The organism is Lactobacillus helveticus (assembly GCF_046109915.1).
Classification (GTDB): domain Bacteria; phylum Bacillota; class Bacilli; order Lactobacillales; family Lactobacillaceae; genus Lactobacillus; species Lactobacillus helveticus.
Genome location: NZ_CP151471.1, coordinates 1,414,801 through 1,431,694, shown reverse-complemented (window position 1 = coordinate 1,431,694; position 16,894 = coordinate 1,414,801). Strand labels below are relative to the sequence as shown.

Below are 16,894 nucleotides of genomic sequence, written 5' to 3'. Positions count from 1 at the left end.
ATGAAATTATTAGTAGTCGTTGGTACAAATGCTCCATTTTCATATAATCGTTTTTTAGCAAAATTTATTGCTAAGCGTTATGCAGATAAGGCTGATTTTGAAGTTAAAGAAATTGATCAAATTAAGCCTTTCTCTAGAACAGCTGAACCAGATGAAGCTACCAAAAATTGGATTGAAGATATTAAAAATGCAGATGGCGTAATTTTGACTACACCTGAATATGATCATGCTATTCCTGCAGCTCTTAAAAGTGCTCTTGAATGGCTTGGCTCACACGCTGGTCCTGATGTAATGAAGATGAAACCAGCAGCAGTTGTGGGTACATCATACGGTATTCAAGGCTCAAGTCGTGCTCAAGAAGATGCACGTGAAATTTTGCTTTCACCTGATATGAGCGCTAATGTTTTGCCAGGCAACGAAATTTTAATCGGTGGTGCACCAAGCAACTTTGATAAAACTACTGGTGATCTTTCAAATGAAGACTACATCAAGCAATTAGATGCAATGATGGATAACTTCATCAAATTTGTGGAACAAGCAAATAAATAATTTTGCTAGTTCTCTAGCTCAATAATAAAATTACCGGATAGAAAGCTATCCGGTTTTTTATCAAAAATGAAATGTAATGGGGGTGAATTAAATGGTGGATCCAATTGTTTTGCCATTAGAGCGAGTCCGCAATCCTCGTGATTTGGGCGGCTATATTGGCGATCATGGACGTAGAGTAAAGATGTATCGTTTACTTAGAACAGGCAAGATCAGTAATATTACGTTACATGATCAACAATTCTTGCTTGATTATGGTTTGACTAAAATCATTGATTTACGCTCGCCATTAGAGTGTCATAATATGCCTGATAGTAAGATCCCGGGCGTAGAACACATTAATTTGTCTATCTCTACTGATGATAATACGCAAGGTGGCAAAAAAGACCTTGCTAAAACGTTTGAAATTTATCGTCATGACCAATATGCTGGTTTTAAAATGATGTGTGATCGTTATCGCTCGCATGTATTAAAAGAGCATGCCCAAAATAGTATTCACAAAATTCTAGAAGTTTTAGCTAATACTGAAGATGGTGCAGTTCTTTATCATTGTTCAGAAGGTAAGGATAGAACAGGAATTGTGACGGTGGTTGTTCTTTACCTATTGGGCGTTGATATGGAGACTATTAGGCAAGATTATCTGTATTCAAATTATATGCTAAATGATTACCGCGCCGTGCGAGATAAGAAGATGCAAGAAGAGGGAGAAAATTTATGTTTCCGCGCCAATATGCGCATCTTAGGTTCTGTCTCTGATGCATTCTTAGATACTGCATTAATTGCAATTGAAAAAGATTTTGGTGGTATCGATAATTATCTTGAAGAAAAAATTGGCGTAACGCCGGAATTGCGTGATAAATTACGTGAATTGTATTTAGAGAACTAGAAATTAAAATGATTAAAGATTTAGCATTAGAACAAGTAGTAGGTCATCACCATGCTTTAGGCACGTCGATTACTTTGCAAATATTCGGGACACAAGATCGAAGCTTATTGAAAAAATCTTTTGATTTAATTGATCATTATGAAGATATTTTTACTGTTAATCGTGATCAATCTGAAGTAATGGATATTAATCATGCCTCAGGTGATTATCCTGTTCAAGTTTCGAGTGCAGTCTATAGCCTAGTGAAGTTAGCCGTAGAAAAAAGCAGAGAAAATTTTGGCTTTAACGCTTTGATTGGACCAGTAGTAAAATTATGGCATATCGGTTTTAAAGGCGCTCATGTCCCTAAGGATGAAGAAATTAAAGACAAGATGCTGATGACAGATCCGTTTAAAGTAGAATTAAACGATCAAGATCAAACCGTTTTTCTTCAAATGAAGGGAATGGAATTAGATCTTGGTGGTATTGCTAAGGGCTGGATTGCCGATCGAATTCGTGATTTATGGCTAGCATACGGCGTTGAGGCAGGCATTATCAATCTAGGTGGTAATATTCTACTGGTAGGCGATTCACCTAAACGAGATAATGGCAAATGGGTTATCGGTATCCAAGATCCAAAAGAGCCTCGTGGCGATAATATTACTTCTGTAATGGTAGGAGAATGTTCAGCTGTAACTAGTGGTACATATGAGCGTTATCTAGTGGTTGATGGGCATAAGTATCACCATTTAATCGATCCTAGAACTGGTTATCCTGTAAAAACAAATTTGGCAGGCGTAACCACTTTTACAAAAACATCAGTTGAAGCAGAAATTGAATGCAAGAGATTATTCTTTGTAGGTCATCCTCTTGAGAATTGGCATGATAATCCCGACAGAATCGGAGCAATTTTTGTTTATAACGATGAACATGTTGAATACGACAATTTTAATAAGTAAAAAATAGGACTAAGCAAATAGTTTGTTTAGTCCTATTTTGTTTACCCAACGGTCTTGCCAATATTGAAGATACTGTTGAAGACGCCGTTGGAAAGCCCAGGTGTGCTGTAGATAATGAAACGCAAAAAGCTAGAATCTATTGTCTGTTGCATGAACCATGGATTTTGCAAAGCATTGAACATTGATAAGACAACGTAGACTATGAAGTAGCTGGCTACTAGGGATGCTAGAGCTCCTAGAACATTATCTAAAAGGCTGCCAAGATTAGTGGCGTGTGGATTTTTAGCAGGAATCCAGCCTTTAAATATTTTCATGATCATTTTACCAACAAAGAAGATAATGAAGAAGGCCGCAAAGCGCGCGATCATCAATTCTACATTAGTTGTTGAGTTGCTTTTGATCATTTCTCCCGTAATTTGGGTATAAAGCCAATTGCCAAATGGATTTTGCATGAAAATTGCAACCATGAAGACAATGGCGGAACAAATTAAACCAATAATGTATCTGGTAAAGCCAGTTTTATAGCCCGTATAGGCTTTGTAAGCTAAATAAGCCAAAACAATTAAAGTAACAACCATTTTTCATTCTCCTTTGCGGAATATTATACCCTATTTTGCATGCGGCAAAACTTTGACGATTGCAATAAAATACTTCATAATTGTAAGGACGATTTATCTTTACTAATAAGTATATAGCGTTAAATTTAGAAGTGTGAAACAAGGTTTCACGGGTGAAAAATGAATCCTGAAAAATTTATCTTAGAATTATCAAAACATAATTTTATATTAACTGATAAACAAAAAGAACAATTTAAACTTTATTTTAAATTCTTAATTGAGGTCAATGAACATGTTAACTTGACTCGAATTACAGAAGAAAATGAAGTTTATCTCAAGCATTTTTATGATAGTATTACGCCACTTTTTGTTTTTGGCGATGTTTTTAAAGATGGAGCTACTCTTTGTGATGTCGGAGCAGGAGCTGGTTTTCCTTCGATTCCGTTGAAGATTTTAAAGCCATCTCTTAAAGTAACAATTGTTGATTCACTAGCTAAAAGATTAACTTTTTTGAAAGACCTGATTGCTAAATTGGGTTTGGATAATGTGGAGTTGGTTCATGGTCGTGCCGAAGACGTTGGTCAAAATAAGCTTTATCGTGAAAAGTTCGACATTGTTACCGCACGTGCCGTAGCCAAGATGAGCGTTTTGAGCGAGTATTGCTTACCGCTGGTAAAAAAAGACGGCTATTTTGTAGCTCTTAAGGGGCCAAAGGCTGAAGACGAACTGGATGAAGGCAAAAAAGCACTTGCAGTTCTCGGCGGCAAATTGATTAAAGATGAAGAGCTGACTTTACCAGGAACTACAGAAGAAAGAACTTTGGTTTTAGTTAAAAAAGTAAAAGAGACGCCAAAGAAATACCCTCGTCAAGCAGGGACGCCGCGGCGTAAACCAATATGTTAATAGGAGGATGAAGAATGTCATTATTTTCTTTTATGCATCATGATGAAGAAATCCCCAAGAATAAGCAAATTCAAGATCTTGAGTTAGATAAGATTGTTCCTAATCAATATCAACCACGACGTCAATTTTCTGATGACTCAATTAAGGAATTGGCTGATACTCTTGATCAAGATGGATTGCTTCAACCAATCGTAGTACGTGAAGATGGTGATGATCACTATGAGATTATTGCAGGTGAACGTCGCTATCGTGCTGCTAAGAGTTTAGGCTGGGAGACTATTCCAGCAATCGTCAAGAATATGAACGATGATCAAGCAGCTTCTCTTGCTTTAATTGAAAACTTGCAACGAGAAGACTTGAACCCCATTGATGAAGCTAAAGCTTATACTAATTTAATGAAATTAAATGATTTAACTCAGACTGCTTTGGCTAAAGACATGGGCAAATCTCAATCTTATGTTGCAAACAAGTTGCGCTTGCTCAAATTAGATGATGATGTGCAAACTGCTTTAGTTGAAGGCAAGATTACTGCTCGTCATGGTCGTGCTCTTTTAAATTTAGATGCTGCAGATCAAAAACGAGTTTTAGCTGAGGTTGAAGCTAAAGGCTTGAATGTAAAGCAAACTGAAGAAATTGCTAAAGATGTTGATGCCTACTTTAATCCTCAACCTAAGAAGAAAGAAAAAGCAGAACAAAAGCGTGTTGTTAACCGCATCCCTAAGGATCTTAAAGTTCAAATTAATACCATCAAGAAGGCTGTTAAATTGGCAAAAGATTCAGGAATTAAGGTTAAAATTAAAGAAGATAAAAATCCTGATGATTATAAAATCACCATTGAATTAAAAAGAAAGTAGAAAGGATGGGAAAATATGGTAAATGTAATTTCGGTTGCTAACCAAAAAGGTGGCGTGGGTAAAACCACTACTACTATTAATCTAGCAGCCTCAATTGCCGACCGTGGTTACCGTGCTTTAATTGTGGATATTGACCCACAAGGAAATGCCACCTCTGGTTTAGGAATTGAAAAATCAGAGATTGACCAGGACATTTACAATGTTTTGATTGACGAAATTCCAATCCAAGATACGATTCATCATACGTCAACAGCTAAGTTAGACATGGTTCCAGCAACTATTAATTTATCTGGAGCTGAAACTGAGTTAATTAGCATGATGGCACGTGAAACGAGACTGAAGTCATCTTTAGATGCAATTAGTGATCAATATGATTTTGTCTTTATTGATTGTCCTCCTTCATTGGGGCAGCTTTCAATTAATGCCTTTACTGCATCCGATTCAATTTTGATCCCAGTTCAAAGTGAGTACTACGCTATGGAAGGTTTAAGTCAGCTTTTAAATACTATTCGTTTAGTACAAAAGCACTTCAATAAGGACTTAGGCGTTGAAGGCGTGCTTTTAACTATGCTGGATGCTAGAACTAATTTGGGTGCTGAAGTAGTTAAGGAAGTACAATCATACTTTAGTAAAAAAGTTTATAAGACAATTATCCCAAGAATTACTAAATTAGCAGAGGCTCCAAGTTATGGTCAGTCGATTACCGAATATGCTCCAAGATCTCGTGGTGCTAAGGTATATGATGATTTAGCAAAAGAGGTGTTAAAAGCTCATGGTAAGAGACTCCAAAAGTAAAGAAACTAGAAAAAAAGGCAGCTTAGGCCGTGGTATTGAAGCCTTATTTGAAGATGAACCACAAATTGAAGAGACTGAAGAAGTTCAAGAACTCAATTTAAGTGAGATTCGGCCTAATCCATACCAACCTAGAAAACGATTTGACGATAAGAGCCTGAAGGAATTATCTGATTCTATTAAGGAGAATGGCGTTTTTCAACCTATTGTCGTGCGCAAGTCCGTCAATGGCTATGAAATTATTGCCGGTGAACGCCGTTATCGTGCATCGAAGTTAGCTAAGAAAAAGACTATTCCTGCAATTGTTCGTAAGTTTGACGAGAGTCAAATGATGGAAGTTGCAGTACTAGAAAACTTGCAACGTGAAGATTTGACCCCACTTGAAGAAGCTCAAGCTTATGAAATGCTACAAAAAAATCTTGGCTTGACTCAAGAAGAAGTTTCTAAGAGAATGGGCAAATCTCGTCCATATATTGCCAACTATTTACGTTTATTGACTTTACCAAGCAAAACTAAGTGTTTATTGCAACATGGCGAATTATCAATGGGTCAAGCTAGAACTCTTTTAGCTTTAAAAGATAAAGACAAGATTGATGGCTTAGCTAAAAAGGTGGCCCAGGAAGGGATACCTGTTCGTAAAGTTGAAGCCTTGGTCAATGAAATGAATGCCAAAAAGCCTCAAAATAAGGCTATTAAGAAGTCAGCCTTTATTAGAGCAAGTGAAAACCAACTTTCTAATAAGTTTGGCGCAAGCGTTAATATTTCAGAAACCAAAAAAGGTAAGGGTCACCTATCAATTGATTTTACTTCTGCTGAAGAGTTGAATAGAATTCTTGATATGTTAGGTGTTGATTTAGATGACTAAAGATATCGCTTATAATTTAGCTGATACAGTTCAAATGAAAAAGCCCCATGCATGCCAAGTAAATGACTGGGAAATTTTGCGTATGGGTGCTGATATTAAGCTGAAGTGTATGGGATGCGGTCACATGGTTATGATGCCACGTAGCGAATTTAACCGGAAGCTGAAAAAGGTTCTAACTAAGGCTAATGATCCGGTTAATGCAAAAAAAGAGCAATATGTGCCAAAAGATCGTATCGTTCGCCCAAATTTTAGATAAAATAGACAAGTAAGATAAAAATTATAAAAATAGATTTTTTAGAAAAAGAGGACAACAAATGTCATTAACTGCTGGTATCGTTGGTTTACCAAACGTTGGTAAGTCAACTTTGTTTAATGCGATTACTAAGGCTGGTGCAGAAATGGCTAACTACCCATTTGCCACCATTGAACCAAATGTCGGAATGGTTGAAGTTCCTGACAAGCGTTTAGCAAGAATTCAAGAATTGATTCCTGCTAAGAAGATTGTGCACACTACTTTTGAATTTACTGATATTGCCGGTTTGGTAAAGGGTGCTTCAAAGGGTGAAGGTCTTGGTAACAAATTCCTCGAAAACATTCGCCAAACTGATGCTATTGTTCACGTAGTTCGTGCTTTTGATGATGACAACATTACTTCAGTTACAGGTAAGGTTGATCCAGAAGAAGACATTAATACTATTAACTTAGAGCTTGCAATTGCCGACCTTGATGCTGTTAACCGCCGCATCAACAAGGTGAAGAAAGTTGCTCAACAAGGCGACAAGGAAGCTAAAGCTGAAATGGCTGTTCTTAATAAGTTGCAACCAGTTCTTGAAGAAGGTAACGCTACTCGTTCAATCGACTTCAATGAAGATGAACAAAAGATTGTTAAAGGCTTATTCCTTTTGACTTCTAAGCCAGTTATTTACGTAGCTAATATCGCTGAAGATTCAATGGCTGACCCCGAAAGCGACAAGTACTACCAAATCGTTAAGAAACATGCTGAAAGCGAAGGTGCTGAATGCTTAGGTATTTCTGCCGCAACTGAAGAAGAAATTGCTGGTATGGATGACGATGAAAAGAAGGAATTTCTTGAAATGGAAGGCGTTGAAGAATCTGGTTTGGACCGTTTGATTCGTGCTGCTTACCACATTTTAGGTCTTAGAACCTTCTTTACTGCTGGTGGTCCTGAAACTCGTGCTTGGACTTTCCACAAGGGTATGAAGGCTCCACAAGTTGCCGGTGTTATTCACTCAGACTTTGAACGTGGCTTCATTCGTGCTGAAGTTGTTTCCTTTGACGATTTGGACAAACTTGAAACTATGCAAAAGGTTAAGGAAGCAGGTAAATTGCGTCTTGAAGGTAAGGACTACGAAGTTCAAGACGGTGATATTATCGAATTTAGATTTAATGTCTAGGAGTAAGAATGGCTGAAGAGACAAAAAAAGAACAAACAGCTTCAAATATTGATAGTGAAAAGCAAGCAAAACTGAAGCGTCAAACTGAAGCTGATAATCAAGACGAAGAAATTAAGCAAATGGATCCTAAGGAATTACGTAATAAGTTGAGTAATAAAAATCAAGATTACGTTTTCCGTTTGGAAAAAGAATTACAATTGCAAGGTTCAATTTCTCGTGCTGAAGCAGTAGAGATGACTGATAAATTATTAGGCGAAATTATAGTGGCTCAACGCCACGGTCAACCAGCCAATGGTTTGTATTTAGCTTCTCCAAAAATCAAGGCAGAACAAATGCTTCATCCAAACAAGAAGCCAGTTGCAACTCCATTTTGGCAATTAGCTATTGATGGTGCCTTGATGTATCTTGCAATTTTTGTCGGTTTGTTTGGAATCGTTGCTTTATTTGAGACTAAGAAGCAACCCGCAAACTCTCAAATGGGTATTTTGACTTTAGCCAGTGTAGGTATCGTAATGGGTATCGGTATGGTTAAGTATAATGACTGGATTATGCCTAAAAATGGCAAGCGTCAATCATGGGCTAAGATTATCTTAGGCATGATCGCAGTTGTCGTTGTATTATTCGTATGGATTTGGTTATTATCTCTTCCAGCCTTGAAGCCAATTAACCCAGTATTACCAGGTGAAGTTGATATTATTATCGCTGCAATTGCATTTGGTGCTCGCTACTTGTTCAGAAGATATTACAAGATTACAGGTTCACCATTTGCACCAAATGTACGACGCAAATAATTTGCTTCTTTTTAAGAAAAAGTACATACTTAATTTAATAACGTCAAAAAAAGATAAATAGGTAACAGCCTATTTATCTTTTTATTTATGAAGTGCATGGTAAGGTGGGTCTATATGGTCAAAACATTAAGCAAATCGATTAGACAATATAAAAAATTGTCATTGCTTTCACCATTATTTGTTATTGGCGAAGTAATTATCGAAATGCTGATTCCATATTTGGTCGGAATTTTGATCGATAATGGAATTATGAAGGGGAATATGTCCTATATCAGTAAAATGGGGTTGTTATTGCTGATAATAACTATCGTTTCATTGATATTAGGTGCTAGTGCGAGTTATGTTTCAGCACATGCTGCAGCGGGTTTTGCGGCTAACTTGCGTAAGGATATGTTCTACCATATGCAGGACTATTCTTTTGAAAATATCGATCGTTTTTCAAGTGCTAGTTTGGTTACGCGTTTGACTACTGATGTTAATAACTGCAAATGGCATATCAAATGATTATCAGAATTGCAGTTAGAGCACCAATGATGTTCTTGGTTTCAATTGTGATGTCTGTAATAATTAGTCCAAGATTATCTTTGATTTTCTTAGTTATAGGCCCAATTTTTGCGATTCTATTAGGATTAATTATTAAATCTGCATATCCATATTTCCCTGAGATTTTTAGAGGATATGACCGCATGAACCAAGTCGTTCGTGAAAATGTTCGGGGTATTCGCGAAGTAAAGACTTATGTTCAGGAAAAAAATCAGATTAAGGAATTCGAAAAGTCATCAGGCTTTATTTATAAGTTGTTCGCTACAGCGCAAAAGATCATGTCTTTGAATGCACTAGTTGTAGCTGCCGTTTTGAACATTTCTACTTTAGCTATCTGCTGGTTTGGGGCTAAAGAAATTGTTGGCGGCACTTTGCAAACTGGTCAACTTATCTCAATGTTCACATATTCAAACTCTGTTTTGTTCAGTTTGAATATTTTAGCTATGATTACTACACAATTGATTGTTTCAGGTGCTAGTGGTCGTCGTATTGCTGCCGTAATTACTGAAAAGCCAACCATTGAAAATCCTAAGAAGCCACTTAAGCGTTTGACTAACGGTGAAATTATTTTTGATCATGTTAGTTTCAAATATGAATTAGCTGATAAAACCGATGCGTTACATGATATCAATTTGCATATCAGATCAGGTGAAACTTTAGGAATTATCGGTGAAACTGGTTCTTCTAAGTCAACTTTGGTTTCTATGATTCCGCGTTTGTATGATGTAACGGCAGGTGCCGTTCGTGTAGCGGGTCATAACGTTAAGTCATACGATTTAAAAACTTTGCGTGATAACGTTGCGATGGTTTTACAAAACAACGTTTTGTTCACTGGTACGGTAAAGGATAACCTCAAGTGGGGTAACGAGAATGCTACTGATGAACAAGTCGTAGCTGTAGCTAAAATTGCGCATGCTGATGGCTTTATCCGTGAAATGCCAGATGGTTACGATACCATGATTGAACAAGGTGGTAACAACGTATCTGGTGGTCAAAAGCAAAGAATTACTATTGCGAGAGCTTTGCTTAAGAATCCTAAGATTTTAATTTTGGATGATTCTACCTCAGCTGTTGATACCAGTACTGAACGTGAAATCAGAACTTCTTTGGCTAAAGACATGCCTGATACAACGAAGATCATCATTTCACAAAGAATTGTTTCAATTAAGGATGCTGACCGTATCATCGTTATGGATCACGGTAAAATTCAAGATATTGGAACGCATGAAGAATTAATGAAGACTAACGAGCTTTATAGTTCAATTGCTAAGTTCCAAGAAGAACAAGGAAAGTAGGTGAGCGTTTTGGATCAAGCAATAGATAATAAAAAACAAACTACGGGCAGCCGAATTAAAATTTTGATGCGTTTGCTTAAGTTGGTAAATAGCACAAGTCCATGGATGCTCACCATTTCCATGATTACAATCGTTTTGGCAGCGGCAAGTAATGTTATTGGTTCACTATTTATTGAACGCTTAATCAATGACTACATTATTCCGTTGACTAAGGAAAAGGTGCCAAATTATGGCCCGCTTGCAACTGCTATTGCGGTAATGTTTGGTATTTATGCCATTGGTTTTTTGTCCAACTATTTATTCAATATGTTAATGGGTGTGTTAGCCCAGAAGGTGCAATTCCGTGTTCGTAACGAAATGTTTACCCACATGGAAAGCTTGCCAATTTCATATTTTGATCAAAATGAATTTGGCGATATCATGAGTCGTTATACTAACGATATTGATACCTTAATGCAGATGATTTCACAGTCAATTCCGCAATTTACTAACTCAGCTTTGAGTTTGATCTTCGTTGTCGTAGCGATGTTCTCACTTAGTTGGCAATTGACGGTCTTCTCATTTATCATTTTTGCCATGTCATTTGGTATCGTACGTTTCTTGACCTTAAGATCAAGTCACTACTTCCAAGTTCAACAGAAGAAGTTGGGACAAATTAATGGTTATAACGAAGAAATGCTTAATGGTTTGAAGGTTATTAAAGTCTTTAGCCATGAACCAGAATCTAAGGCTGGTTTTGATAAATATAACGAAGAATTGCGTCAAGCCTCAGGTAAGGCTAACACCTATGCCACTATTCTTTTCCCAATTATGGGTAACATGGGTAACTTGCTTTACGTTTTAATTGCCTTTGTTGGTGGTGCCGTTGCTATTAACGCTTGGGCTCCGCTTTCTCTTGGTGCTATTGGTTCATTCTTGCAATTATCAAAACAATTTAGTATGCCAATTGCCCAGATTTCACAACAGTTGAACTCAATTGTAGTGGCTGTGGCCGGTGCTGAAAGAATCTTTAACTTGGAAGATCAAGCTTCAGAAGCTGACAATGGCGATGTTACAATTTCACGAGGCGCTGAAGTTGGCAGCATGTGGAATTGGAATGTCCCTGAAAAAGATGGCTCTGTTAAGAAAGTGCCAGTTCGTGGACACATTATTTTTGATCATGTTAACTTTAGTTATGTTCCAGAACACCCAATCTTGCATGATATTTCAATCAATGCCAAGCCGGGCATGAAGGTTGCCTTAGTTGGTGAAACTGGTGCTGGGAAGACCACTATCTCGAATATGTTGAACCGTTTCTACGATATTGATTCAGGTAAAATTACATATGATAGTATCCCAATTAAGCAGATTAAGAAGGATGATTTGCGTAGATCACTTTCAATTGTTTTGCAGGAAACACACTTGTTTACTGGTACTATCATGGACAACATTCGTTTCGGTAATCCTGAAGCCAGTGATGATGATGTTTACCAAGCAGCTAAATTATCACACGCTGATGAATTTATTCACGACCTTGATCATGGTTATGATACTGTGATTGATGGAGACGGCGGAGACTTGTCACAAGGACAAATGCAGCTGCTCAGTATCGCTAGAGCGATGATTGCCGATGAGCCCGTAATGATTTTGGACGAAGCAACTTCAAGTATCGATACCAAGACCGAAAAGATGGTTCAAGCGGGGATGGACAACTTGCTTGCTGGACGAACTAGTTTCGTTATTGCCCACCGTTTGTCAACTATTGTTAACTCTGATTTGATCTTGGTTCTTGATCATGGTCATATTATTGAATCTGGTAACCATGAAGAACTCTTGAAGCAAAAGGGTTATTACTACGAACTCTACACTGGTAAGAAAGAAATTCAATAAAAGCGAAATAGAGCACAAGTTGCTCTATTTTTTGCATTTTTCTAAAAAATAGCTTTAATTTTCAGCCTTTTAGAGAAAAATAGTAAAATATAGACCATAGGATCTGCTACACTTATAATAGATAAATTTAAATAGACTATAACCAATTAGCAAAATAAAGAGAGGGGTTTTCTTTATGAAAATCTTAGTTGTTGATGATGACAAGGAAATCGTAGAATTATTAAGCATCTATCTGAAAAATGAAGGTTATGAACCAATTGCGGCATATAGCGGTAAAGAAGCAATTACTAAATTAACCACAACACCAGATATTGCTCTGATGATTTTGGACATAATGATGCCAAATATGTCAGGAATTGAAGTAATTAAAGAAGTTAGAAAAGATTCAGATATTCCAATTATTATTGTTTCAGCCAAAACTGGTGATATGGACAAGATCCAGGGGTTAATCACTGGTGCTGACGACTACGTATCTAAGCCATTTAATCCACTTGAAGTAATGGCTAGAGTTCGCTCACTTCTTCGTCGTAGTCAAAAACGAGTTAAAGATGATGAACCTGATGTTTTAGAGGTAGGCCCACTAGTTATTAATCGTGATTCACACGAAGTTAAAACTATTGATGGCAAGGCAATTCAATTAACTGCTCTTGAATTCGGCATTTTATATCTTCTTGCTAGTCACCCTAACCGAGTATTTTCAGCAGATGAAATCTTTGAACGTGTATGGCAACAAGAATCTATCGTTTCGGCTAAAACTGTAATGGTTCACGTTTCCCACTTGCGTGATAAGATTCAAAAAGCTACCGGCGGTGAAGACGTTATTCAAACTGTTTGGGGCGTAGGATATAAAGTCGAGGCATAGTTAATGAAAAAAGAACGCGTCAAGTTGACTGGCGCTGAGAAGAGTGAATTGTTTGCAGAAGGAATTGTCACGATTGTCCTTCTGCTTTTGTTAAATCTATCAATCATTATTTTGATTCACCTGGCTATTTTGCAAGATGAAAGCTTGGTCAACGGCATTTATTTCTTAAAAAAGACAATGACCTTTGCAGGTGGATATCATCTTTGGTCTTGGCAAAATACGTTTATTATTTTGATGGGTGTTGGCGATATCGTCGTTTTATACTGGCGCTTAATCAGACGCTACCATCAGATGCAGCTGCGCCACGTTATTTTGGAGTTGCACTATATCGCAAGTGGTCATTTTGATCACCGCATTAACTTCCGGGTACGCCCAGATTTGCAACGAGTGGTTGATTCAATTAATTCATTGGTTGATAGTACAGTTCATTCCATCAATGAGGAACGTGCAATTGAGCAATCAAAAGATGAACTGATTACCAACGTTTCGCATGATATTAGAACGCCGTTAACTTCAATTATTGGTTATTTAGGATTGTTGAAAAGTGGAGTGGCTTCGCCAGAAGATCAACAAAAATATGTCGATATTGCTTATACCAAGGCGGAGCAAATGAAGTCGCTGGCCAATGATTTATTTGAATATACTACGCTTAAGTCCACTAAGTTGAATTTGACTAGTCTGCATATTTATTCAATGCTAGAACAAGTTGCCGCTGGATTCGAACTGGAAGCGGAGAAAAAGGGCATAGAAATTAAAATTGAGGCTCGTCCTAAAGATTTAACTATCAGGGCAGATGCAGAAAAATTAGTTAGTGTCTATAACAATTTGATTTCTAATGCCTTTAAATACGGCATTGGTGCTACGCAAATTAAATTGGTAGCCAATCTAGTAAACAAGCGAGAAGTTGAATTACGTGTAGAAAATAATGGTGAGCCTATTCCAAAGAAATCATTGAAAAAGATATTTGACCGTTTTTACCGCGTAGAAACGTCGCGCAATACTAAAACTGGTGGTACAGGATTGGGGCTTTCTATCACCAAGGGTGTGGTCGATTTGCATCATGGTACTATCAGATGCGAATCGGATAAGAATTGGACAAGTTTTATTATTCGTCTGCCACTTAATCCTAAGAAGACAAACAGCAAGGGCTAGCTGTGTTATAATTTTGATTGAAATGTTTTAATACAACGAGGAGAAAGTTAATGAGTATTTCTTTAAATACCTGTATTTTAATTTTAAAAGAGCATCATTTACTTAAGTCGAGTGCAGTACAAGATACTGTTGCAACCAAGATGGAATACGTGTCATATGATTCACGTGATATCCAAACTAATACTTTATTCTTCTGTAAGGGTGCAGGTTTTAGACCAACATATTTATCAATGGCTAAGGATAATGGGGCAATCTGTTATGTCGCTGAACAACCTTATCCAGAAGGTAAAGGGATGCACGCTTTGATCGTGCGTGATGTGTCAAAGGCAATGGCACTACTTTCAGCTGCATTCTTCCGTTTCCCACAAGATGATTTGTATGTCGTAGCATTCACTGGAACTAAGGGTAAGACTACTTCTGCATACTTCTTGAAGGGGATGCTTGATCAAGCTAATGGTGGCAAGACTGCTTTAATTTCATCAGTTAATGATGTTATTGGACCAAAGCCAGAAGACAGCTTTAAGTCTAGTTTGACTACTCCAGAAAGTTTGGACTTGTTCCGTGATATGCGTACTGCTGTTGATAACGGAATGACTCATTTGGTAATGGAAGTTTCAAGTCAAGCATATAAGAAGAATCGTGTCTTTGGTTTAACTTATGATTTAGGTTTCTTCTTGAATATTAGTCCAGATCATATTGGACCGAATGAACACCCTAACTTTGCAGATTACTTACACTGCAAGTTGCAATTGTTGGTAAATTCACGTAAGTGTATTATCAATGCAGAAACAGCTCACTTCAATGAAGTTTACGCTGCAGCCACCACCACTACTAATCCTGATAGCATTTACTTATTTGCTAGAGAAGATTTTGAAAATCCAGATTTAAAGGTGCCAATTGACTTTAGATTTGCTTCTCAAGAATTGGATATGAAGGAGACTCGCTTCAAGCTATTCTGCGCTAGTGATAAAGCACGTAAGTTGCCAATCAACGGTGACTATACTTTGAAGATGCTTGGTGACTTTAACGAATCCAACGGTACTGCCGCAATTATTGGTGCTGGCCTTGCTGGTCTTAACCATGATCAATGTGCTAAGGGTATTCGTGATGTAACTATTCCAGGCCGTATGCAGACTGAAAGAACTAAGAATCACGGTATGGTTGTAGTTGATTATGCCCACAATAAGGCTTCAATGATGGCTTTGATGAACTTTATGCAAAGTGAATTCAATAATCCTAAGATTATTGTGGTTGTCGGTGCACCTGGGGACAAAGGCGTATCTCGTCGTCCAGGCTTTAGCGAAAGCTTGAGTGCATATGCAGATAAGGCATTCTTAACTACTGACGATCCAGGATTTGAAGATCCTAAGAGTATTGCCGAGGAAATAGATTCGGGTATCGATCACTCTAAATGTGACGTTACGATTGAATTAGACCGTAAGAAGGCAATTCATGATGCGATTGCTATGGCTGGCCCAGATGATGTAGTTTTAATCTGCGGTAAGGGTGCAGATGCATTCCAAAAGATTCGCGGTGTGAATACTCCATACCCATCAGATATCGTAGTTGCTCAAGAAGTGATCAATGAATTAGAAGGTCAAAAAGAGCATTTTAGAAAGTAGAAGATAAGATGAAACATTTCTTTAGTATTATTGGTGGAATGGGAACCATTGCCACTGAAAGTTATGTTCGTTTAATTAACCATCGAGTAAAAATTGCGCGAGACCAAGATTATTTAAACTATATTTTGGTTAATGATGCTCAAGTTCCTGATAGAACTGCTTATATTAAGGATCATTCTAAGCCTAACTTCTTTTATGACTTAAAAGATGATGTAGAAGGCCAGGATAAGCTAGGAACAGACTTTTTGGTTATGCCATGTAATACTGCGCACTATTTCTATGATGATTTGGCTGCACTTACCGATAAGCCATTTTTGCATATGATGCGGATTGCAGTGCATAATTTTATTGATAATTATCCTGATGAAAAGAAGATTGGCTTAATTGCTACAGAAGGGTCAATTTATGATCATTTATATGCTGATGAAATTCAAAAGGTTGGCAGAACGGTAGAATTAGGTGGTCCTGAGATTCAACCGATGGTCAATGAATTGATTTATTCTGATATTAAAGAAAAAGGCATTGTTGATCATGACTTGTATCACAAGATTCTGAAAACAATGCATGATAAGTATGGCTGTAACGTTATTTTGCTTGGCTGTACTGAATTATCTTTAGCTCAAGAAAAGGCGCCAGATCATCCTTATAACGTGATTGATCCGCAATCAATTATTGCTGACGTGTCAATTGAGGTTGCGCTTAAGATTCGTCACGGGATGGATCCTGAAGAAGCATGTAAGAAATATATGTATAAGTAAAAAATACCGAATCAGTATTAAGCTGGTTCGGTATTTTGTTTTCGCTTAATTTACAATATCGTAATGTTGTATATCGTAATTTACAATATTATAATGTTGTAAATCGTAATATTGTAAATGAAAGGGAGGCTAAGAATGAAGTTTGTTGGAAGAAAAAAAAATTAGCCAGCTTATATCAACATTATTAGACGAATGAACTACACCGGCACTGAAGTGCCGGGTTTCTGGGAACACTGAGTAGTGTTT

16 protein-coding genes and 1 pseudogene are annotated in these 16,894 nt (G+C 37.3%); 16 read left to right on the top strand and 1 reads right to left on the bottom strand.

What is annotated here, in order from left to right; all coding sequences use genetic code 11:
- From AADV52_RS07300 to AADV52_RS07290, 3 genes are all read left to right on the top strand, one after another.
- Positions 1-549: an NADPH-dependent FMN reductase gene (locus tag AADV52_RS07300; protein ID WP_014919478.1), complete on the top strand. Its 549-nt coding sequence runs from the start codon at positions 1-3 to the stop codon at positions 547-549.
- 91 nt (positions 550-640) lie between these two features.
- A complete protein-coding gene (locus tag AADV52_RS07295) occupies positions 641-1,432 on the top strand; it encodes a tyrosine-protein phosphatase (protein WP_014919477.1) in 792 nt (263 codons plus the stop codon).
- A gap of 8 nt (positions 1,433-1,440) precedes the next feature.
- Positions 1,441-2,370 carry an FAD:protein FMN transferase gene (locus AADV52_RS07290; RefSeq protein ID WP_014919476.1) on the top strand — a complete coding sequence of 310 codons (930 nt, stop codon included), beginning with the start codon at positions 1,441-1,443 and terminating at the stop codon, positions 2,368-2,370.
- Positions 2,371-2,411: 41 nt separating this feature from the next.
- Here AADV52_RS07290 and AADV52_RS07285 read toward each other — a convergent pair whose 3' ends face one another.
- Positions 2,412-2,948: a CvpA family protein gene (locus tag AADV52_RS07285; protein ID WP_014564241.1), complete on the bottom strand. Its 537-nt coding sequence runs from the start codon at positions 2,946-2,948 to the stop codon at positions 2,412-2,414.
- 159 nt (positions 2,949-3,107) lie between these two features.
- On the opposite strand from AADV52_RS07285, the gene rsmG reads away from it, so the two are divergent.
- The 13 genes and pseudogenes from rsmG to AADV52_RS07220 all read left to right on the top strand — a co-directional run bounded on the left by rsmG (position 3,108) and on the right by AADV52_RS07220 (position 16,648).
- Positions 3,108-3,830: a 16S rRNA (guanine(527)-N(7))-methyltransferase RsmG gene (rsmG, locus tag AADV52_RS07280; RefSeq protein WP_014919475.1), complete on the top strand. Its 723-nt coding sequence runs from the start codon at positions 3,108-3,110 to the stop codon at positions 3,828-3,830.
- Positions 3,831-3,844: 14 nt separating this feature from the next.
- A complete protein-coding gene (noc, locus tag AADV52_RS07275; protein ID WP_014564239.1) occupies positions 3,845-4,684 on the top strand; it encodes a nucleoid occlusion protein in 840 nt (279 codons plus the stop codon).
- 15 nt (positions 4,685-4,699) lie between these two features.
- Complete coding sequence (locus AADV52_RS07270; RefSeq protein WP_014919474.1) at positions 4,700-5,479, top strand: ParA family protein; 780 nt, start codon at positions 4,700-4,702, stop codon at positions 5,477-5,479.
- A complete protein-coding gene (locus AADV52_RS07265) occupies positions 5,457-6,341 on the top strand; it encodes a ParB/RepB/Spo0J family partition protein (RefSeq protein ID WP_014919473.1) in 885 nt (294 codons plus the stop codon). The genes AADV52_RS07270 and AADV52_RS07265 overlap by 23 nt, the downstream gene beginning before the upstream one ends.
- Entirely contained in the window at positions 6,334-6,597 is a 264-nt protein-coding gene (locus AADV52_RS07260; RefSeq protein ID WP_014919472.1) for a DUF951 domain-containing protein, read from the top strand. Before AADV52_RS07265 ends, AADV52_RS07260 begins: the two co-directional genes overlap by 8 nt.
- A gap of 58 nt (positions 6,598-6,655) precedes the next feature.
- Complete coding sequence (ychF, locus tag AADV52_RS07255) at positions 6,656-7,756, top strand: redox-regulated ATPase YchF (protein WP_014919471.1); 1,101 nt, start codon at positions 6,656-6,658, stop codon at positions 7,754-7,756.
- An 8-nt stretch (positions 7,757-7,764) separates the two neighbouring features.
- Positions 7,765-8,547, top strand: coding sequence for a DUF1129 domain-containing protein (locus AADV52_RS07250; protein WP_014919470.1), 783 nt, complete (start codon positions 7,765-7,767; stop codon positions 8,545-8,547).
- A 114-nt stretch (positions 8,548-8,661) separates the two neighbouring features.
- Positions 8,662-10,385, top strand: a pseudogene (locus AADV52_RS07245) (ABC transporter ATP-binding protein).
- Between the two features lie 9 nt (positions 10,386-10,394).
- On the top strand, positions 10,395-12,254 hold the full coding sequence (locus AADV52_RS07240) for an ABC transporter ATP-binding protein (RefSeq protein WP_014919469.1): 1,860 nt from the start codon (positions 10,395-10,397) through the stop codon (positions 12,252-12,254).
- Between the two features lie 175 nt (positions 12,255-12,429).
- Positions 12,430-13,116, top strand: a complete 687-nt coding sequence (locus tag AADV52_RS07235; RefSeq protein ID WP_014919468.1) for a response regulator transcription factor — start codon at positions 12,430-12,432, stop codon at positions 13,114-13,116.
- Positions 13,117-13,119: 3 nt separating this feature from the next.
- Positions 13,120-14,268, top strand: a complete 1,149-nt coding sequence (locus AADV52_RS07230) for a sensor histidine kinase (protein ID WP_014919467.1) — start codon at positions 13,120-13,122, stop codon at positions 14,266-14,268.
- Between the two features lie 50 nt (positions 14,269-14,318).
- Positions 14,319-15,890 (top strand): UDP-N-acetylmuramoyl-L-alanyl-D-glutamate--2,6-diaminopimelate ligase, encoded by a 1,572-nt coding sequence (locus tag AADV52_RS07225; protein WP_003627351.1) that lies wholly within the window; start codon positions 14,319-14,321, stop codon positions 15,888-15,890.
- An 8-nt stretch (positions 15,891-15,898) separates the two neighbouring features.
- Positions 15,899-16,648 (top strand): aspartate/glutamate racemase family protein, encoded by a 750-nt coding sequence (locus tag AADV52_RS07220; RefSeq protein ID WP_012212275.1) that lies wholly within the window; start codon positions 15,899-15,901, stop codon positions 16,646-16,648.
- The last annotated feature ends 246 nt before the right edge of the window (positions 16,649-16,894 follow it).